Genomic DNA, 19670 nt, shown 5'->3' with positions numbered 1-19670 from the left:
GCCGTGTTCTCCGGAGAGCGGAGGAGGCGGAGTGGACGAGTCGATCACCGTGGAGCGCGTTCGGCACGCACTGGTCGTGGGGCGGCTCGACGCGGACGGCGCCGCCGTGCTGCTCGCGGCGAACCTGCCGCCGAAGCGGGATCGCACCTACGTGGTGGTCGGTGCCTCCGCGCGGGACGCGATGACGCGCATCGACCCGTGGGTCGCCGCCGACCTGGCCGACGAAGCGCGTGGCGATCTGTGCGTGGTGGCGCCGGGTTTCGGTTCGATGGGCGGCAACGGCGCGCTGCCGCCCGCGAAGCTGCTCGCCGACCGCCTCGGCGTCGAGGTCACCGCGCCCGACGGCGAACCCGTCGCGCTCGACGACGGCAGCCTGTTCGTCCCCGGCCAGAGCTGCGGGTGGGTGTCGTTCCGGCCGGACGGCCGCCGCACCCGCATCGGTGCGCGACTGCCCGCACCGTGGTGGCAGGACGGGCTTCCCGATCCGGCCGAGCACCTGGTCCACGTGCCCGCCGGCCTGTGGCTCCGGCGGCCCGGCGCCGAGCCCCGGGACGGTGATCGTCTGCTGACCCAGGCGCCCGATCCCGACCGGATGTACGTGGTGCTCGGCGCGCCGGGAGAGCCGCCGCCCGCGTCGGAGTCCGTGGTCGAAGTGCTGCGCGAGCTGCCCGACGAGAGCCGGGACCGGGCGGTCCTGGCCTGCTACGGCTTCGGCGGTGGTGAGCTGATCCGCGAGGTGGCCGGTGCGCTGGGAGCGCCGGTGCGGGTGGCGCACGGGGTGCCCAGCGGCGACGGGCTGGTGCAGGTCGACGGCGAGGGCGCGGTCCGCTGGCGGCCCTTCGCGGTGGAGAGCGTGTACCGCGACGACGGCCCGCCGGTGCTGGACCGCTGGCTGGCTCCGGGAACCCTGGCGATGGTCGAGCCCGGGTCGTACCGGCTGGCCGAGGGCTGGCGCGCCGACGTGGTGCCGCGCGGGCTCGTCGTGCGGCCCGACGCGGTGCACCTCGACGAGGCCGTCACCGCCGCCGAGCCCGGCCCGACGGCTGACGTCGTCTTCGCGGCCGAGCGCGCGGTACCACCGGAAGTCATCGCCGCGTTCGACCGCCTGGTGCGCGAACTACCCGACGCTGCGAGGGAGAACCTGCGGATCGTCCCGGTCGGCGACGCCTCGGTGCTGGCCGATGTCGAAGCCGCGGACCGCATCGAGCGCGTCGCCGAGCGACCCGCGCCGAGCCGGGTTACCGGCGCGCCGCAGCTGGTCGCCCCGCCCAAGGGCGCGGTGATGGTGACGCCCGACGGACGAATCCTGCCCGTCGCCCCGATCCTCGCCGCTCCGGCGCGGCCCGCGGCGAAGAACGACGTCCGGAGCCGACCCGCCGACTTCCCGGACATCGCCTCGGTGCTGCCACCGGCCCGACCGGCCTCGTCGGCACCGGTGCAGCAGCAGATCCAGCTGCCGGAGGTGCTGCAGCCGAACCCGGCGCCCCCGGCTCCGCCGCGACCGCCCGCCTCGACGTGGCCGACGCCCCCGATCCCGCAAGCAGCTCCCGCGCCGCAGACCGTGCAGGCACCGCACGCGCCCCAGGCCGCAGCGCAGGCTCAGCAGGCAGCCCCGGCCCAGCCCGCCATGCCGGGTTCCGCCCAGCAGGCCCCGCGAGCGGTCCAGGCCCCGGCAGCCCACGCGCCGCTGTGGGGGCACCCGCGCTCGGCCCCCGCCGGTGGCCAGCCGCCGTGGATCGGGCAGCTCGACACCAGGCCCGCTCCTCCCGCACCGGCCGAGGCGGAACCCGTGTGGCCGACCGAGACGCAAGCTGCCGCCGAGGAGCGGAAAGCCGAGGCAGCAGCGCAGCCGGATGCGGTCGAGGACGGTGCGGCCCAGCCGGAATCCGGTGCGGTCGCCGAAACCGAGCCCACCGAGGACCGGGCGGCCGAACCCAGCCGGTCGATCCCCGCGACGACCAGCTCGCGAGACTTCCGCGCGGTCGCCTCGGCGAGCGCGGTGCCGCCGCCCGCACCGGCAGCGGCCAAGGAGGCTGCTCCGGTCGGCGCGCTGCCCGCAACCGTGGCGTCCACCACCAAGTCCGCAGCGGAACCGGCGACCAAGTCGATCACCGGGCTGCTGCCGAAGCGTGACCTGCCCGCGGTCCAGGCCGTGGAGGTGCCGGAGGACGCGCGCAGCACGCCGGAGCAGCGGCGCGCGATGCGCGCGGCGCTCGGTTCGCGCTACGACGTCGCGACCCGCGCGGTCACCCGGCTCCTCTCCGAGCGGCCGGGCATGCGGTTCGCCTCCGAGGACCGGGCCGCGCTGCTGGCCGAGCTGGCCGTGGTCCGGGTGTTCGCCGACGATCCCACCGGCGAGTACGACGCCGACTTCTACGTCTGCCTGGCCGACGGCCTGCGCCGGTTGCCGACGGTGCGAACCGTCGTGGTGCGCGGGATTCCGGCGAACACGGCGGTGCGGCCGGAGTCGGTGCTCCGGCTGCCCACCCCGGTGGTCGCCGCCCCGGCCACCGGCACCGAGCCGGTGGGCCCGGCCGAGGCGCTGATCTGGACCACCACCGGCCGCAGGCTGGACGGCTTGCTCGACGAGCCGACCGCGGAATCGGAGGTCTCGCACCGCGGTGACGTGGTGCTCTCCGGGCACACGAAGCTGCGGGTGCTGGCCGTCGAGTCCGACCGGATCCTGCTCGCCGAGGACGGAACCGCCCGCGACGCGGCGCTGACCCGGCTCCGGGCCGCCGCTGCCGCGCGGGCCGACATCGCGAACCGGCCGGCCACCAGCAGGTGGTTCGGCCCGCTCCCGGCGGCATGAGAGGAGAACCGGTGATCCAGCACCAGGAGTTGCTCGCGCTGGCCGGTCAGGTGCCGGACGGCTGGCTGGCCATCGCCCGCGAAGCGCACGCCGCCGCCGACGAGACCCGCCTCGACGGCCTGTTCGCCCTGCTCGGCGACGCGAAACCCCAGCAGCCGCAGCACACTTTCGCCCCGGAGCCGCACGGCCACGAAGAAGCCGATCGCGCCGTCCTCGCCGCGATCCGGGACGAGCCCGGCGCGCAGGCGTGCTGGGCCACCACCCGAGGCGGCACCGACCGCGTGCACCTCGTCCAGTCCGAAGGAGACCTGACGGCCACGACCACCGCCGCTCACCGGGCGCTGGCGGGCCTGGTGGACTCACCGCGGGTGGAGGTGTTCGCGCCCGGCGACGTCCTGCCCGGCTACCACGAGAACGCGCTGCTGGCCGCGACGCTGCTGTGGTCGGCGGAGCCGGGCCCCGAGGTCCGCGTGGCCCGCACCTTCGACGGCGCCACCGCCGCCGGGCCGTGGTTCGACCCCGGCCACGAGCTCGTGGTGGATCCGGCCGAACGGCGGCGGCTGCTGGACTTCCTCACCGCGGGCGAGGTCGTGCTGACCGCGGACGTGCTGATGCTCGACGTGTTCACCGGCACCCGCGCGGTGCCCGCCGGCCTGCGCTCCGACGGCACCTGGGTGTGGTCGGACGCCGCCAAGTACTACCTCGACCGCTACCAGCTGGCGCCCGATGCGGAGCTGGCCGGGCACGCGCTGGGCGGCAGGCCGGGTGGCCGCCTGACCCCGCTGGCCCGCCACCGCGTGCGCGCGGCCTTGACACCACAGGAGGGCCCATCGTGACGAGCAGGATGTCCGGTGTCCGCTCCGTGCTCGGCGTCTCGCCGACCGAGCCGGACTGCTACCGCACCGTCGGAGACGCGATCAGCTCGGCGCGCGACGGCGACGTGATCGCCATCCGCCCCGGCTTGTACCCGGAGTCGATCGTGCTGGACCGCGACGTGACGCTGTCCGGTTCCGGCTCGCCCGGCGATGTGCGGATCGAGGCGGCGGGCACCCCGGTGCTGCGGGTGACCGCCGAGCACGCCGAGGTGTCCGGCATCGAGTTCGCGCACTCCGACGGCGAAGTCGCGGTCGACCTGCAATCCGGGGCGCTGCACCTCGGCGAGTGCGAGGTCGCGGCCGACTCGGAGGTCGCGGTCGTGGTCCGCCGCGGCGCCCAGCTGCGCGCCGACACCACGACCGTGCGCAACCCCGGTGGGGCCGGGGTGCTGGCCTTCGACGGTGGTGCGGCCCAGCTGACCGGCTGCACGATCGGCTCCGTGGGCACCACCGCGGTCGTCGCCCGCTCCGGTGGCATTCCGGTCCTGGTGGACTGCGCGGTGACCGAGGCGAAGGGCGCCGTGCTCGCTGCCGACGGCGGGCGCGGTGAGCTGCGCAATTGCCGGATCAGCGACATCTCGGGCACCGCGATCGTGGTCGAGGAGCGCAGCGAGCTCATCGTCACCGGCACTGAAGTGTCCGCTGTGGACGGTGTGGGCGTGCTGTCGGCGAGCGGATCCCGCCCGGTGCTGCGCGACTGCCACCTGCGCGACACCACCGCCCAGGCCGTCGTGGTGGTGCAGGAATCGGCCGTCGAGCTGGAGCAGGTGACCGTCGACGGAGCTCGCGGGCACGCGGTGCAGGTCCTGGAGGGATCGACCGCCGACCTGTCCGAGTGCGTGCTCACCGGCACCGGCCACGACGCCGTCGTCGCCGGTGCGGACGGCACGATCCGGCTGGTGGCCTGCGAGATCACCGGTGGCGCGGGCAACGGTGTGCTGGTCGAGCGGCAGGCCGCGGTGACCGTGCGCGACACCAAGGTCGTCGGCACCGCGGCCACCGGCCTGCTCGCCACCGACCAGGCCCGGCTCGTCGTCGACGGCGGTGAGGTGCGCGAGTGCCAGACCGGTGTGCTGTGGCGCGGGCACGCCGACGGTTCGATCACCGACTGCGGTGTGCGGGACAACCTGGGCGACGGCATCGCGGTGCAGACCGACCAGCCGGTGGAGGTGAGCGGCTGCGTCGCCGAGCGCAACCTCGGCACCGACGTCCGGCTGCCCGGCGGCGAGGTCCCCGCGCTGGTCGAGAAGTCCGCTCCGGACTCCGCCCCGGCCCCGGTCGAGCCCGGCGGCGACACCGAGGAGCTGGACGACCTGCTCGCGGAGCTGGACGCGCTCGTCGGCCTGGACGGCGTCAAGCGCGAGGTGGAGACGCTGGTGCGGCTGCACCAGATGTCCGAGCGCCGGGCGGCCGCGGGCCTGCCGTCGCCGCCGCTGTCCCGGCACCTGGTGTTCACCGGCGCACCCGGCACCGGCAAGACCACGGTGGCCCGGCTCTACGGCCGGATCCTCACCGCGCTCGGCGTGCTGCGCTCCGGGCAGCTGGTCGAGGTCGCGCGGCCCGACCTGGTCGCCTCGGTGGTCGGCGGCACCGCGATCAAGACCACCGAGATGTTCAACAAGGCGATCGGCGGCGTGCTGTTCATCGACGAGGCCTACACGCTGTCGGCGGGCAACAACGGCGGTGGCGGCCCGGACTTCGGCCGGGAGGCGATCGACACGCTGGTGAAGCTGATGGAGGACCACCGCGACGAGGTGGTGGTGATCGTCGCCGGTTACACCAACGACATGCGCTCGTTCCTCGCGGCCAACCCGGGACTGTCCTCGCGCTTCTCCCGCACCATCGAGTTCGCCGACTACTCCTCGGCGGAGCTGGTCACCATCGTCGAGGGCCTGTGCCGCAGCCACGACTACCGGCTGGAGTTCGAAACCCGGGCGGCGCTGCACACCTACTTCACGAACCTGCCGCGCGACGCGGCGTTCGGCAACGGCCGCACCGCCCGCAAGGTGTTCGAGGAGATGCTCGGCCGCCAGGCCTACCGGCTGGCCGACGACCTCGACGCCGGGCACGTCGCGCTGACCAGGCTGCTGCCGGAGGATCTCGGCCCGCTGCCCGGTTCATCGGTCGGCGCGGGCGCGGGCCGGGTGGACGAGGAGCGCATCGAGCAGCTGCTCGGGACCCTGCAGGCCCTGGTCGGCCTGGACGAGGTGAAGGCGGAGGTGTCGGCGATGGTCGACCTGCTCACCTCGGCGCGGCGGCGGCAGGCGGCCGGCCTGCCGGTGCCGTCGGTGAGCAGGCACCTGATCTTCGCGGGCCCGCCCGGCACCGGCAAGACGACGGTGGCCCGCCTCTACGGCTCGCTGCTGGCGGCGCTCGGCGTCCTGGCCCAGGGGCAGGTCACCGAGGTCGCGCGCGCGGATCTGGTCGGCGAGTACATCGGGCACACCGCGCGCCGCACGACCGAGGCCTTCGACCGCGCGCGCGGCGGCGTGCTGTTCATCGACGAGGCCTACACGCTGTCCTCCAGCAAGGCCGGTGGCAACGACTTCGGCCGGGAGGCGATCGACACGCTGGTGAAGCTGATGGAGGATCACCGCGACGAGGTGGTGGTGATCGCGGCGGGCTACGAGCGGGAGATGGAGGGCTTCCTGGCCGCCAACCCCGGTCTGTCGTCCCGGTTCTCGCACCGCGTGCGCTTCGCCGACTACACGCCCGACGAGCTGGTCACGATCGTCAACCAGCACGCCACCGACACCGGCTACGAGTGCACCGGCCCGACGGTGGCGGCGCTGCGCACGCACTTCGCGACGATGAGCCGCGGCGAGTCCTTCGGCAACGGCCGCTACGCCCGTCAGGTCCTGGACGAGACGATCGCCCACCACGCCCGCCGCACCCGCTCGCTGACCGAGCCCACGATGGACGACCTCTGCCTGCTGCTGCCCGAAGACGTCCCCGCGCCGCCGAGCCACACGTCCTGAGCCGGGTGGACCGTGAGCACTTTCTGGGGCTATTGCGGCAGAAAGTGCTCACGGTCCATCTCGTGCGATCCGGGGTCAGGCCGCGAGCGGCTGCGCGGAGACCGATTCGCGGAGCGTGCGCAAGGCGTTGTGCAGCCGGCTCTTCACCGTGCCCGCCGGGACACCGAGGACCTTGGCCGCCGACGCCGCCGTGCGGTCGGCGTAGTAGACCTCCAGCACGGTGTCGCGGTGCGCGGGGGAGAGGGTTTCGAGCATCGCGCGGACGACGATCTTCGTCTCGACCTGGTCGTTGGCGCTGGGCGCCACCGCCGCGTACTCCAGGTCCTGCTCGGGCAGGCCGACCTCGGTCGGGCGGGCGCGGCGGCTGCGGTGCTGGTCGATGGCGATGTTGTGCGCGACCCGCAGCAGCCAGCCGCGGACCGAGCCCAGGTTCTCGGTGAGCCGGTCCAGGTTGCGCCAGGCCCGCACCCAGGTCTCCTGCACGACGTCCTCGGCGGCGAACCGATCGCCGTTGGTCAGACGTGTGACATATGCGTGCAGAGCATCGCCGTGGGCCCGCATCACGTCTTCGAGCTGAACACTGGGCATTGCCGCTCCCGCCGTATCGCCTGCTGACTACGACAGCAAGCGTCGCGGCCCGGAGCGGAACCGTCGCTGGGTTTGTCCCTCCAGCTCAAGGGGTTATCCCGCCTTCTCAGGTAGGGATAACCCCCCCGCGCCGGTCCCAGTCGGATCATTCGAGGGACCGCAGCGGCGAGGCCTCCAGCGACGAACAGCGCACGGCCCGCCCTCGGCGCCTGCACCGGAGCGGGATCTCAGCGTTCGTCTGACGAGGACGGCCCGGCCGCCGTGCACTGGTCATGCACGAGGCCGGGCACCCGGAGTCCAGGCGGGCGCTGAGATCCCGCTAGCGCCACGCAGAACGGCCTGGGATCAATCTGTTCACGACAGCGCGGAGCAGGGTGTGGCTTCTGGGCTGGTGGCCGCGCCCGCGACCCAGGTGATGTTGCGGAAGGTGGCGTCGAACGGGCCCTGGGCGTAGACCAGGAACGGGGTGTTGACCCGCTTCGGGTCCAGGCCCTTCTCGGTGAAGCAGCTCAGCGGGATGGTGACCTTCGCCGGCGAGCCGACGGGCAGGCCGCGGAAGAGCCCGGTGGCGTCGAGCTCGGCACCGCACGGGTAGCCGCAGTGCGTGGCCACCGATGCCGAGCCGCTCAGCGGCTGGTTCACCACCACGTCGAACACCAGCGCTCCGTCGTTGGCCGCGTAGGACGACAGGTCCCGGGTGTTGTTGCCGGTCTGCAGGTAGATCTGGGCCGGGTCGTCGCTCGTCCAGTTCACCCGCAACCCGTCGCCGGTGGTCGCGGAGATCGCCGCGTGGGCCGCGCTGTGCGCGATGACCTCGGTGCCGTCCCACTTCTCCTGCGAGGAGATGAAAGCCCGGTAGGGCCCGGCGGTGTCGTCGTCGAACACCAGCAGCGGGTCGGGCAGCCGACCGCCCTGCACCGCGCTGGCGTCCGAAGTGGACGATTCCGGTACCGGGGTCTTGGTGCTGGCCGCGGTGTTGACGTCGGGCCCGCTGCTGAACAGCAGCACTCCGCCGACCACCGCGGTGACCACGGCGGCCGCGGCCGCGACCGCAGGCACCAACCAGCGGCGTCGCTTCGGCTCGCTGCGCGCCGGCTCGACGGCTTGCACCGGTCGCGGCGGGGGAGCGGTGAGCGCGCGGGTTCCGATCGTCGCCGCGCCGAGGGCGACGGTGAACTTCGGGTGGTGCGCCATCCGCACCGGCTTGTCGAACTGCTCGAAGACCAGCTGCGTGACCAGCGGAACCCGCGAGGAACCACCGGCCAGCAGCACCGCGGACAGGTCCTCGCCGCGCAGTCCCGCCGAGGCGACGGTGCGGCGCAGCGCATCGACGGCGACCTCCACCGACGGCCGGATCGCCGCGTTGAACTCCCGGCGCGTGATCGTCAGCTCGCGCGCTCCGGACGGCAGCGCGACGTTCAGCGTCACGTCCGGCTCGGTGGACAGGTCGATCTTGGCGCGCACGCACTGCGCCCGGATCTGCGCGAGCGCGGCGGCAGCTGCCGGATCGGCGGGGTCGAGCCGGGTGATCGCGCCGTCGAGGCGTTCGTCGAAGTGGGCCAGCAGCGCGTCGTCGAAGTCCATGCCGCCGAGGTGCTCGACGCCCTCCGGCGTGCCGAGGATCTCCATCCCGTCGCGGCGCATCCGCAGCACGGTGGTGTCCAGCGTGCCGCCGCCGAGGTCGAAGACCGCGACGACCTCGCCCTCGCCCAGCGCCCGCTCCCGGCTGTAGTGCGTGGCAGCGGCTTCCGGCTCGGTGATCACCTGCACGTTCTCGACACCGGCCAGCCGCGGCACCTCGGCGAACTGCTCCCGCCGGTAGGGGCCCCAGATCGCCGGGCAGGTCAGCACGATCGATCCGGGCGGCCCGCCCATGTGCGCGCGGACCTGGTCGAGGACGGCGCGCAGCTGCGCGGCCATCAACGCGCTCGGCGAGTAGGTGGCGCCACCGAGCACCAGGGGCGTCGGGTCGCCGAGCCTGCGCTTGAACCCGCGGCCGAGCCGCGCCGGATCACCGTCGGCACCAGCGGCTGCGGCGCCGGTGAGCAGAGTTCCGTCCGGCGCGTGGTAAGCCAGAGACGGGACGACGATATCCCGGGACAACGGCACCATCCTCGTCCCCGCCGCATCGCCGACGGCGGCGGATGTGAACGTTGTGCCGAGGTCGATCCCCATCGCGTACGACACGCCACCTCCTGTGAACCCCGTACTGCCGTCCGACCGAACCACAGGTCTGGACGATCGTCCCCCAATGTAGGTTGCGCCCCGGCGCCGCGGGTTGATCGTGCGAGGCAACTTGATTGCGGTTCGGGACACAACGGTGGGGATATCCCTACCGTTGCGGAGGGGCGGCACCCTTGTCAAAGGCCGGTCCGACGACGACGCTGGCAACGGTGCACCGCCTGGTTCGTTGGTTCCGCTGGTCAGCGGCAGCGCTGCCGACGCCCATCCGGCCGCCCGGCCGCGACACCGTCCGCCAGCGCTACCAGCTGGAGCGCCTGCTGCACGACGGCGCGGTGGCCGACATCTCCGCGCTGGCACTGGAACTCGGCATGATCTCCGACACAACCCCCGATGCGGAAGCCGCCGCACGGGTGGCAGCCGCGCAGAACCGGGTCACCGGCATCCTGGACGACCTGCGCTGCGTCGAGGCGATGATCTACCCGCCGGTGCTGACCGGGGCCGGCCTCGGACCGGGGCTGCGGGCGGTCGCCGAGCGGCTGGACCTGCGACTGCTGCTCGACCTGCCGCCGAGCGCGTTCGGCGGGCAGGCCCGTGCGCGGATCGGTCTGCTCATCGCCGATCACCTCCACACGTTGCGGCCGGGTAGCGTAGTGCGCGTGCGGGTGCGGGGACGTCGGATCGTGCGGGTGAACATCACCGATCAGCAGCCGGGCGGGTCGGCCCGGCGGGCGCACCGGGCGGTGCTGCGGTGCGAGTAGCGATCGCCGAGGACGGCGCCCTGTTCCGGGAAGGCCTGGTGCTGCTGCTGCAGGCCGCCGGGCACGAGGTCGTGGGCTGCTTCGAGGACGGGGAGGCGCTGGTCGCCGCGGTGGCCACCGATCCGGTCGACGTCGCGATCCTGGACATCCGGATGCCGCCGGGCCCCACCGGCGGGCTCGTCGCGGCCGAGCGCGTGCGCGCGCTGCACCCGCAGGTCGGGTTGCTGCTGCTGTCGCACTACGCCGAGACGCACTACCTGATGCGGGTTCTGGAGATCGGCGCGGACCGGATCGGCTACCGGCTCAAGGAGCGGGTGGCCGGGGTGAAGGTGCTCGGCGACACGCTGGACCGGATCGCCGCGGGTGAGATCGTCATCGAACCGGTGCTGGCCCGCAGACTGGTGCAGGGCGGCGCGGCGCAGTCCGACAGCGCGATCAGCAAGCTCAGCGAGCGGGAGACCGACGTGCTGCGGCTGATGGCCGAAGGGCGCGCGAACAACGCGATCGCCCAGGAGCTCTACATCTCGGCGAAGGCCGTGGAGAAGAACATCGCGGCGATCTTCACCAAGCTCGGCCTGCCCGGCGACGCGACGGTGCACCACCGGCGAGTGCTCGCGGTGCTCGCGTACCTGCAGGCCCAGCGGATCGACGGGTCGATGCGTTGAGCGGTGGGCTGGTCCGGCGCTGGCTGTCCACTTCGGGCCGCCCGCCGCACGAGATCGCCGCCGCCGAACCGCCTGAGCGCTTGGCCGCGGCCCTCGTCCGCAACCTCGCGGAGGGCACCGGCGGGAGAGCCGCCTACGCGGTGCCGACCGAGCGGAGCCACGTCGTCGTCGAGTCCTGGCCGCCCGGCCTGTCCGGTGTCGCCGGCGCGGCCGGAGCGGAGCGGGTCGGCTCGACCGGAGGCGCCCTGTTCGTCATCGCCCCGAGCAAGTGGGACGACGCGGCGCGCGCTCTGCTCCGCGACACCGCGGGCTGGCTCGACGTGGCGGTGCAGCTGGCGCGCCTGCACGTCGACCACGCCGCGGCCGACCAGCGCGCGCGCCGGTTGAACGCGGAGCTGAACAGCGCTCGTGCGCGGCTGGCGCGGGTCCGCGACCTGGAGCGGCACCGGCTGGTCCAGGCGATCACCGCGACGACGCTGCGCGATCTCGACGAGGTGCGGAAGTCGCTGCGCGCGGTCACCGACGATGGCGCGGAACTCACCACGGCCGAAGGCGTGCTGGAAGAGCTGATCGACGACTTCCGGGCGGTGGTGCGCGGGGTGTTCCCGGCGATGCTGCCCGACCGCGGCCCGCGCGCAGCGCTGGAGGAGCTGGCGGCGACGCTGCCGCGCGCGGTGACCTTCAAGGGCGATCTCGGGCGCCGGGCCGGCTGGCAGCTGGAGTCCGGTTTCTACCACGCGGTCGCGGCGGCGCTGAACCTGTTGGCGGGCGAGGAATCCGCGCGCCCGCTGACGGTGACCTTCGGCCGCGACGACGCGCTGCGGGCCAGGATCCACGCGCCGGACGCGCCCGCCGAAGCGCAACTGCGCTACGCGCTCGGCCAGGACGTCGAGCGGCTCGCGGTGCTCGGCGGGGACATGGAGTGCGCGGCAGTCGACGGCGCGGCGGTCATCACCGTCCGGCTCGCCGAACGGGTCGAGCTGGCGCCACCGGCCGTCGATCCGGCCGAGCTGGAGCGCAGCGCCGTCTACCGGAAAGTGCGAGAACTGGTGCGGCAGGGGCAGATCGCCGTCGGCGGAGCACCGGGGAGAGCGGCGTGGGACGCCGTCGCGGAGCGGCTGACCATGCCTCCGCGCCTCGCCGTGGTGGGCCCCGGCGGTGAGATCAAGGGCGGCACGCTGGCCTCCATCATCGTCTTCGACACCCCGGCGGACCGCGAGCTCGCGGAGGAGCTCCGCGCCGACGACGACCCGCGCGGTGGCGTGGACGGCGTCCTGTGCCGGGTCCCGGCCGCACCGGAGTTCCGCGAAGTGCTGCTGTCCGGGCGGAACCGGGTCGTCCTGGCGGAATCCGGTTCGGTCGGGTCGCTGGCGGCGAGGCTCGCCGCGCACGGCCCGGTGATCGCGGCGCGCCGCGCGGTGGTGGCGATGCGCGATCTGGTCCGCGGCCTGCCCGCCGGCCACCAGCTGCGCTGGGCGGTCGAGCAGGTGAGCGCCGACGCCCACGAGTTCGCCGAGCTCGACCTCCTCGACGACCTGGAGCGAGGCGGTGTCCTGCGCGCCGTGGCCGCAGCCGCGACCCGGCTGCTCGGCGCCGACGGAATCGACCCGCGCACCCGGCTCGGCCTGCCGCCCGAAGCGACCGACGAGGACGTGGTGACCGCGGCCCGAGCAGCGGTGACCCGCTGGCGCGCGCACGCCGAGCACCCGGCGAACGGCAGCCGCGACCGAGCGGCCTGCGAGGTGCTGGTGCGCACCGCGGAAGGCCTGCTCGCCCCGAAGGGCACGGCCTGCTAGACGGGCACGACGCCGCTGACGGTGGTGCCCGCGCCGGGCGCTGAGCGGACCTCCACGACTCCGCCGACCGACGCGGCCCGCGCGGTGAGGTTGGGCAGGCCGTCGTTCGCCGCGAAACCCGGCCCGTCGTCGGAGACGGCGAAGGCCAAGCCCTCGTAGCTGTCCCACGCGGTGACGGTGACCCGCGCACCAGGAGCGTGCTTGCGAGCGTTGTTCACGGCTTCGAGCACGACGTAGTAGACGGCCGACTCGACGGGCGTCGGATAGCGGCGCCGCAGCCCACCGAGGTCGAGCGAGACAACGCCGTGCCGGGCCAGCTCGGTGCGCAGAGCAGCGGCGAGCCCTTCGGCGGCGAGCACATCGGGCAGGATCCCGGCGGCGGTCTCGACCAGCACCCGCTCGGCGTCGTCGAGCTGACCCATCAGCTTCGCGACGTGCTCCTGACCGTTCCCGGTGCTGAGCGCGTGCTCGGCGAGCGCCAGCGACATCCGCAGCGCCACCAGCTGGTGCTGGGCGCCGTCGTGCAGATCCCGCTCCAAGCCCCGCCGCTCGGCCTCCATCTCGGCGGCGGCCCGCCACCGGTCGTCGACCAGCGACCGAGCGGCCGAATCCCCGACGCGCCGCGCGTGATCGGTCTCCCGGGCCAACCGGATCATCGCGACGGGAGCCCCGAGCACAGCGGCAACGGAAGCCACCGCCCCGACGGACTCGGGAGCCACGGCGAGCACGCCGCACACCGACCCGCCGTAGGAGATGTCCTGCTCGACCCAAGAATCGCCAGCGCCCCACTGGAACCGCTGCCCGCCGATGACGAGAGCACAACCGGAAGCCCCCAGAGCAGAGCCGACGACCCCGGCGAGCGCGACGGGATCGAGAACCCGCCCACCTCGACCGAGGTAGGCGGTGATGGCCTCGGCGGCACGCCGCTCCCGCATCCGCACCCCAAGCACGTTACCGAACGAGAACGTCCACCCCGTTCCGTGCTCAGCGCGGAGCGGTACCGCCCAGGGACTCTGCTTCCAGGAGCGCGAGCAACCCGGGGAACCTCTTCTCGACGTCCGCGCGTCGCAGCCGGATGCCCTTGCGGTTGCCGTAGTCGATCTCGTCGATGAGGCCTGCCTCGCGCAGGACCCGGAAGTGGTGGGTCTGGGTCTGCTTCGAGATCGGCAGGTTGAACGAGTTGCAGCCCCGTTCGCCGTCGCTGCGGTCGGCGGCCAACTCCGTCATCACCGACCGGCGGTGCTCGTCGGCGAGGGCGCGCAACACCGCACCCAGATCGAGCGCGTCGGCCTCCGGGCCGACCAGGTCCGTCCCGGCCACGTGGCACCTCCTTCAGGTACGACTTGAATCGTACCTCAGCCCGTGCTCTACTGAGGTACGAAATTGATCGTACCTTGGTTCGTGAGAGGTCTTTGCCATGAAGAAGCCCGAAGTGCTCGTGGTCGGAGCCGGAATCGCAGGGCCCGCGCTCGCGTACTGGCTCTCCCGGAACGGGTACCGGCCGACGGTCGTCGAACAGGCCCGGCAGCTGCGCTCCGGTGGTAGCGCGATCGTCGTGAAGGGGCCCGCGATCCCGGTCGCCGAGCGCATGGGCGTCCTCCCGCAGCTCCGCGGGCTCGCCACCCGCAACCGGTCGCTGACCCTGCTCGACCCCGGCGGCAGGCGAATCCTGCAACTCCCGGGCACCTCAGGCGGGGCGCCGGCGGTCGAGGTGACCCGCGCCGACCTGTCCGAGGTGCTCCACCGGTCGGCGCAGGACGAGGCCGAGTTCTTGTTCGACGACACGGTCACCGCTCTCGACCAGGACGGAGGTGGGGTCGACGTCACCTTCCGGCGGACCGCGCCACGTCGCTTCGACCTGGTGGTCGGTGCCGACGGGATGCACTCCACCGTGCGGAGCCTGATGTTCGGACCCGAGCGGCAGTTCGCGAGCGACCTGGGCCTGTACGGCGCGACCGTCCCGTTGGAACCCGATGCCATCGAGGATCCGAGCGAGATGACGATGCTGACCGCGCCGAACCGGATGCTGGTCGTCCATCCCTCGCGGACCACTCCGCTCGCGATCTTCACCTTCCGCGCCGCACGGCCAGCGCCCCACGACCGCAAGAACACCGCCCTGCACAAGCAGATCGTGGCCGACGCCTACGCCGACGTGCGGTGGCGGGCACCGGAACTCGTGGCGGCGTACCTGGAGCACCCGGCTCCGTTCTTCGACCCGCTGACCACCGTCCGGATGCCCTCGTGGTCCCGCGGACGGGTCGCGCTGCTCGGGGACGCGGCGGCGGCGACGGCACTGCTGGGCGACGGGTCGAGCATGGCGATGGCGGGTGCGTACGCCCTCGCAGAAGAGCTGGCCGCCCATCCCGGCGAGCATGCCCGCGCCTTCGCCGCGTACGAGTCGCGGCTCCGCCGTGAAGTGGACCCGCGGCAGCGACGCGTCGGTCCGCTCTCCAGGCTCCTGGTGCCCCGCACCCGGCAGGGTCTCGCGGTGCGCAACGCGGTGGCCCGCGCGGTCGGCCGCACGAGCCGGATCGCCTCTCGCGAACCCGTGAACCGGTAGACCGGGTGGTGGGGCCGGAGGGACTCGAACCCTCACTGGCTAGGACCTAAACCTAGTGCCTCTGCCAATTGGGCTACGGCCCCCAGCTGGGTCACAGCCTAGCCGGTGGGGTGATCTTGGTCTTCGGGGTGTGTCCCGGGAGGTGCGGTGCGCGACACGCCAACCGCTGGTGCGTCGGCGCCTCGCCGGTGCTCTACGGTTGTCAGCAGCCAGGTGAAGGGTGAGGAGGACACGTGGCTCGTGATCCGGACGCCATCGAGCGCGACATCGAGCAGGCGCGCGAAGCGCTTGCCACCACTTTGGACCAGCTGAGCGTGAAGGCGAACCCGCAGCGGTTCGTGGAGGCCGGCAAGGCCAGCGTTCAGGAGAGGCTCAACGACCCGCGGGTGCGCTACGCGCTGATCGGGGTCGGTGCCCTGGTCGCCGTCGTCGTGGTGCGCAAGCTGTTCCGATGAGGTTTTTCCAAGCTCGTTCTGCGTAGCGGTGCGGGTGGCGGAACCTCAGAGGCCGCCTGGCTGCGGGATCCCGTCCGATACACGGCGAACGGGCTGTCCTCGCCAGGCGACGTCTGAGAACCCGCGGCGGTGCGAGCTGCGTGGGTGGGTTGTGCGCCTGCGGCGCATGCGGCACTTTCCGCTCGGTGCCGGTCGTGCGTCGCGACTGCCGACCAGGATGAAGAACTCGCTGAGACCCGTGGACCTTCGCTGGAAGGCCTGCGGGTCTCAGCGCGTTTGATGCTGCCGGGGATCAGCCGTGCAGCAGCGGCATCAGGGCCTCGTTGACCAGCCGGTCCACGAAGCCGGTGTCGAGCGGCTCGTCGGTGAGCATCAGCCGGTATATGAGGCACGCCCCGGTGATCTCCACGACCGTGTCCACCGGTGCGTCCGCGCGGATCTCGCCGCGCTGCACCCCGCGCTCGATGAGGCGGCGCAGGACGTCGCGCTGCGGCAGCAGGAACGACTCGCGGAAGGCGGCGGCCAGCTCGGGCTCGTGCGGCAGCTCGCCGACCAGCGCCTGGGCGGCCTTGCCGACCGGTCCGGTGAGGAACGAGGCGAAGCTGCGCAGGAAGTCTCCGAGGTCGGCTTCGATCGATCCCCGGTCGGGTTCCGGGATGTTGCGCTGGACCAGCTGGGTGCAGGTGTCGATGACCAGGTCCAGCTTGGAGTCCCAGCGCCGGTAGATGGTGGCCTTGCCGGCCCGCGCGTGCGCGGCGACGGCGTCCATGGTCAGCGCCCGGTAGCCGACCTGCGACAGCACCTCCATCGCGGCCTGGCGCAGCGCGGCGTCGCGGGAGGCGTCCCGCGGTCGCCCCCGGCCGGCCGGCCGGGTCTGCTCGGCGCTGGCCAAGGTCTCCTCCTCGCGTGCACTGCTCGTCGGCGCGTTCACGACCGCCATCCTAAGCTCCGGGCCGGGTCGGGGTTGGGTCCGCGAGCGGCGTGAGCTGCTGCGCAGGCCGCTCGCGCGTGTCGGTCCACTGTGCACGCGATCGGGGTGCACCGCGCGGTCACCGGCCGGGCTGGGCGGTCACGCCGTGGCGGGCCTGGAGGTAGGCGGTGGTGAAGGCGAACCCGTCGCCGTCGAGCAGGTGGATCACGATCCGGCCCACCGAACTGGGCGCGAGCTGCTCGATGAGCTGATCGGCCTGGTCGCGGGCGGCGATCAGGCCCGGTGCGCGGGCGCTGCGCTGATCGGCGTCGGTCGTGACGGTGACCAGCCAGTCGTCGCCTTCGGGCAGGTAGTTGGCGGTGATGTGTCCGCTTGCCATGGACGCCTCCTGCTCTGGCTTTCTCGGGCGCTGGTGTGACGTCCCGGCCCGGCAGCGATGACGCGGTCACCGGACCGGTCCCGCGTGGCCGCCGACTCTACGTGTCCGCTCGCGGCAGGTCTTCGGGACGGTCCACGTCGAACCCGGCGGAGATGTCGTCGCAGGGCACCAGCGCCACTTCGCGGTCGCGCAGGTAGCCGCGAGCCCCGGCGTCCCCGGTCGCGGCGGTCCGCGCCCCGGCCCAGTGCTCGCGCCCGAGCAGCACCGGGTGGCTGCGCCTGCCATCGTGCGCGGCGGCGGCGAGCGCGGACGGGCTCGCCAGCTCGGCGACGCGACGCACAGCAGCCGCCCCGATCCCCGGCATGTCGACCGGCAGCACCACCGCCGCATCGGCATCAGTGCTGGTCAGCGCATCGAGTGCGACCCGCAGCGAGGATCCCATCCCGGTCTCCCAGTCGGGGTTCAGCACCACCGCCGCCCCGGACAGATCGGCGCGCTCGCGCACCTCGTCGGCAGCGGCGCCCAGCACCACGAGGACCGGCGAGCACCCGCCGTCCGCGAGCACCCGAGCGGCCCGCTCGACCAGCAACGCGCCTTCGTGCTCGACCAGCGCCTTGGGCATCCCGAACCGCCGCCCGGCGCCGCCGGCGAGCACCACTCCCGCGACCTCCACCTCACCCACGCTACTCATCCGATCTCGACTCCCGATTCCACCTGATCAGGTGACGTGCGACGGGCGTCCCGGCCCTCGGCGGCGAGGTGTCTCGCGACGATCGACTCGGTGTTGCGGAGCGTGACACCTCGCCGAGCCGAGCTGGGTCGGATTGGTGAACCCGACCTGATGAGAACGCCCCGTGTGCCACGATTTGGCATATGACGAACACGGGCAGTGCGGCGGAGACGGATGGCGCCGACATCGTGAACGTGCAGCTCGACCGCTTGGACGCGGATGACCGGGCAGCACTCGAGCAGATCGCCGCCGCCGAGGGTGTCGATCTCGGGCAGGTCATCCTGGACTGCGCCGTTCAGGGCCTTCACGGACGGTCCAACATCAACAACGGCTCCGCCGGAACCCTCGTGCAGACGCACACCTTCGTCGGTGACGTGGCCTTCCCGTGACGGAGCGGCCCGGCCTCCGCTGCCGTCGGAAGCCGGGCCGTCCAGAAGCGCCGCGCACCCGCGGGATCGTCGTCACCCGATGAGGGCTTCCACGGCTTCGACGCCGAAGTAGGCCGCGAAGACCAGGGCGAGGACGCCGACCAGCCAGCCGATCTCGCGGGCCTTGCCGCGGGCCACCTTGATCACCGCGTAGGCGATCAGGCCTGCGCCGATGCCGTTGGTGATCATGTAGGTGAACGGGATCACCGCGATGGTCAGGAACGCCGGGATCACGTACTCCGGGTCGTCCCACGGGACGTGCCGGACCTGCGCCATCATCAGCGCGCCGACGATCACCAGCGCCGGGGCGGCGGCCTGCGCGGGTACCACCGCGGCCAGCGGGGTGAACAGCAGCGTCGCGCAGAACAGCAGCCCGGTGACCACGCTCGCCAGCCCGGTGCGCGCGCCTTCGGCGACCCCGGTGGCCGACTCCAGGAACACGGTGTTCGGCGACGAGCCGGTCAGACCGCCTGCCGCGGCCGCGACGCCGTCCACGGCCAGGATGCGGCCCATTCCCTCGACCTTGCCGTTGCGCACCAGCCCGGCCTCCGAGGAGACGCTGGTGATGGTGCCCATCGCGTCGAAGAACCCGGACAGCACCAGGGTGAACAGGAACACGGTGGCCGCGATGCCGCCCGCCGCCGCGAACCCGCCGAACAGGTCCACCTGGCCGAACAGGCTGAAATCGGGACTGCCGACCACGTGGTCGGGCAGCTCCGGAACGATCGTGCCCCACTGCTCCGGCGCGATGCCGAAGGCCGCGTTGACCGCGACCGCGATGGCGGTGCTGACCGCGATGCCGATCAGGATCGCGCCGGGCACCTTCCGCGCCAGCAGCACCAGCATCAGCAGCAGGCTCAGGCAGAAGATCGCGATCGGCACGCCGACCAGGTGGCCCTCGGTGCCCTGGCCCATCTGGACCGGCACCGTGGTGTTGGCCGCGTCCGGCTTCCGGGTCACGAAACCGGCGCTGACCAGGCCGATCAGCGCGATGTAGAGGCCGATGCCGACGGTCAGCGCGGTCTTGAGCGGTGCCGGGATGGCGTTGATGATCCGCTCCCGCACACCGCTGACCGCCAGCACGATGATTACGATGCCTTCCAGCACCACCAGCCCGAACGCCTGCGCCCAGGTCATCGCCGGGGCGATGGTGAAGGCGACCACGGCGTTGACGCCGAGCCCGGCGGCCAGGGCCAGCGGCGCGTTGCCGACCAGGCCCATCACGACGGTCATCACCCCGGCGGTGGCCGCGGTGGCGGTGGTCAGCTGCTCGGGCGTGAGCTGGGCGCCGGTGGCGTCCGCCGACGAGCCGAGGATGAGCGGGTTGAGCATCACGATGTAGGCCATCGCGACGAAGGTGGTCAGGCCGCCGCGGAGTTCGCGGGAAAAGGTGGAGCCGCGGGCGCTGACGCGGAAGAAGCGGTCCAATCCGGACGGTTCCGCGTCGGCTCTTTCCGGTCTCAGCTGCTGGGTCATGAGTCCTCCCATGCCGGTGGGCGCCCCCGTGCGGCACGTCTCGGTGCCGCCCGGA

17 protein-coding genes and 1 tRNA gene are annotated in these 19670 nt (G+C 72.9%); 9 read left to right on the top strand and 9 right to left on the bottom strand.

The annotated features are described in order from the left end of the window. Positions 1 to 31 precede the first annotated feature (31 nt). From C4T78_RS17130 to C4T78_RS17120, 3 genes are read left to right on the top strand one after another with little or no spacing between them, the layout of a single operon-like run. The gene (locus C4T78_RS17130) at positions 32 to 2812 is read left to right on the top strand and encodes a hypothetical protein (RefSeq protein WP_093348744.1); all 2781 of its coding nucleotides are present in this window, start codon (positions 32 to 34) and stop codon (positions 2810 to 2812) included. Positions 2813 to 2823: 11 nt separating this feature from the next. Beyond that, complete coding sequence (locus tag C4T78_RS17125) at positions 2824 to 3648, top strand: hypothetical protein (protein WP_093348741.1); 825 nt, start codon at positions 2824 to 2826, stop codon at positions 3646 to 3648. Continuing rightward, on the top strand, positions 3645 to 6665 hold the full coding sequence (locus C4T78_RS17120; protein WP_235863201.1) for an AAA family ATPase: 3021 nt from the start codon (positions 3645 to 3647) through the stop codon (positions 6663 to 6665). The genes C4T78_RS17125 and C4T78_RS17120 overlap by 4 nt, the downstream gene beginning before the upstream one ends. A 75-nt stretch (positions 6666 to 6740) precedes the next feature. On the opposite strand, the gene C4T78_RS17115 is transcribed toward C4T78_RS17120, so the two are convergent. Beyond that, positions 6741 to 7253 (bottom strand): sigma-70 family RNA polymerase sigma factor, encoded by a 513-nt coding sequence (locus C4T78_RS17115; protein WP_211841188.1) that lies wholly within the window; start codon positions 7251 to 7253, stop codon positions 6741 to 6743. Between the two features lie 354 nt (positions 7254 to 7607). After that, a complete protein-coding gene (locus C4T78_RS17110; RefSeq protein ID WP_235863348.1) occupies positions 7608 to 9365 on the bottom strand; it encodes an Hsp70 family protein in 1758 nt (585 codons plus the stop codon). 281 nt (positions 9366 to 9646) lie between these two features. Between C4T78_RS17110 and C4T78_RS17105 the strand changes: the two genes are divergently transcribed. From C4T78_RS17105 to C4T78_RS17095, 3 genes are read left to right on the top strand one after another with little or no spacing between them, the layout of a single operon-like run. Then, positions 9647 to 10195, top strand: a complete 549-nt coding sequence (locus C4T78_RS17105) for a hypothetical protein (protein WP_093348736.1) — start codon at positions 9647 to 9649, stop codon at positions 10193 to 10195. After that, a complete protein-coding gene (locus tag C4T78_RS17100; protein WP_093348733.1) occupies positions 10186 to 10860 on the top strand; it encodes a response regulator transcription factor in 675 nt (224 codons plus the stop codon). Before C4T78_RS17105 ends, C4T78_RS17100 begins: the two co-directional genes overlap by 10 nt. After that, a complete protein-coding gene (locus C4T78_RS17095; RefSeq protein ID WP_093348731.1) occupies positions 10857 to 12656 on the top strand; it encodes a hypothetical protein in 1800 nt (599 codons plus the stop codon). The genes C4T78_RS17100 and C4T78_RS17095 overlap by 4 nt, the downstream gene beginning before the upstream one ends. Here C4T78_RS17095 and C4T78_RS17090 read toward each other — a convergent pair. Together C4T78_RS17090 and C4T78_RS17085 are read right to left on the bottom strand one after the other, a co-directional pair. After that, on the bottom strand, positions 12653 to 13591 hold the full coding sequence (locus tag C4T78_RS17090) for a sensor histidine kinase (protein ID WP_093348728.1): 939 nt from the start codon (positions 13589 to 13591) through the stop codon (positions 12653 to 12655). The two genes, C4T78_RS17095 and C4T78_RS17090, sit on opposite strands and share 4 nt — an antisense overlap. A 49-nt stretch (positions 13592 to 13640) precedes the next feature. Next, on the bottom strand, positions 13641 to 13976 hold the full coding sequence (locus C4T78_RS17085) for an ArsR/SmtB family transcription factor (protein WP_093348726.1): 336 nt from the start codon (positions 13974 to 13976) through the stop codon (positions 13641 to 13643). 97 nt (positions 13977 to 14073) lie between these two features. On the opposite strand from C4T78_RS17085, the gene C4T78_RS17080 reads away from it, so the two are divergent. Then, positions 14074 to 15216 carry an FAD-dependent monooxygenase gene (locus tag C4T78_RS17080; RefSeq protein WP_093348723.1) on the top strand — a complete coding sequence of 381 codons (1143 nt, stop codon included), beginning with the start codon at positions 14074 to 14076 and terminating at the stop codon, positions 15214 to 15216. Between the two features lie 6 nt (positions 15217 to 15222). Here the strand turns inward: C4T78_RS17080 and C4T78_RS17075 are convergent. After that, positions 15223 to 15299, bottom strand: a tRNA-Leu gene (locus C4T78_RS17075). Positions 15300 to 15449: 150 nt separating this feature from the next. On the opposite strand from C4T78_RS17075, the gene C4T78_RS17070 reads away from it, so the two are divergent. Continuing rightward, positions 15450 to 15671, top strand: coding sequence for a DUF3618 domain-containing protein (locus C4T78_RS17070; RefSeq protein WP_093348721.1), 222 nt, complete (start codon positions 15450 to 15452; stop codon positions 15669 to 15671). Between the two features lie 292 nt (positions 15672 to 15963). On the opposite strand, the gene C4T78_RS17065 is transcribed toward C4T78_RS17070, so the two are convergent. The 3 genes from C4T78_RS17065 to C4T78_RS17055 form a co-directional block, all read right to left on the bottom strand. Further along, on the bottom strand, positions 15964 to 16602 hold the full coding sequence (locus tag C4T78_RS17065; RefSeq protein WP_374703879.1) for a TetR/AcrR family transcriptional regulator: 639 nt from the start codon (positions 16600 to 16602) through the stop codon (positions 15964 to 15966). Between the two features lie 118 nt (positions 16603 to 16720). Continuing rightward, positions 16721 to 16981, bottom strand: coding sequence for a hypothetical protein (locus C4T78_RS17060; RefSeq protein WP_093157738.1), 261 nt, complete (start codon positions 16979 to 16981; stop codon positions 16721 to 16723). Between the two features lie 97 nt (positions 16982 to 17078). Then, positions 17079 to 17672 carry a nucleotidyltransferase family protein gene (locus C4T78_RS17055; RefSeq protein WP_093348716.1) on the bottom strand — a complete coding sequence of 198 codons (594 nt, stop codon included), beginning with the start codon at positions 17670 to 17672 and terminating at the stop codon, positions 17079 to 17081. Between the two features lie 182 nt (positions 17673 to 17854). On the opposite strand from C4T78_RS17055, the gene C4T78_RS17050 reads away from it, so the two are divergent. Further along, positions 17855 to 18100 (top strand): hypothetical protein, encoded by a 246-nt coding sequence (locus tag C4T78_RS17050; RefSeq protein ID WP_093348713.1) that lies wholly within the window; start codon positions 17855 to 17857, stop codon positions 18098 to 18100. Between the two features lie 72 nt (positions 18101 to 18172). On the opposite strand, the gene C4T78_RS17045 is transcribed toward C4T78_RS17050, so the two are convergent. After that, a complete protein-coding gene (locus C4T78_RS17045) occupies positions 18173 to 19615 on the bottom strand; it encodes an NCS2 family permease (RefSeq protein WP_093348711.1) in 1443 nt (480 codons plus the stop codon). Positions 19616 to 19670 lie beyond the last annotated feature (55 nt).

Source organism: Saccharopolyspora kobensis (assembly GCF_900108315.1).
GTDB lineage: Bacteria > Actinomycetota > Actinomycetes > Mycobacteriales > Pseudonocardiaceae > Saccharopolyspora > Saccharopolyspora kobensis.
The sequence above is the reverse complement of the archived record's forward strand: the minus strand, read 5'-3'. Positions and strand labels throughout refer to the sequence as shown.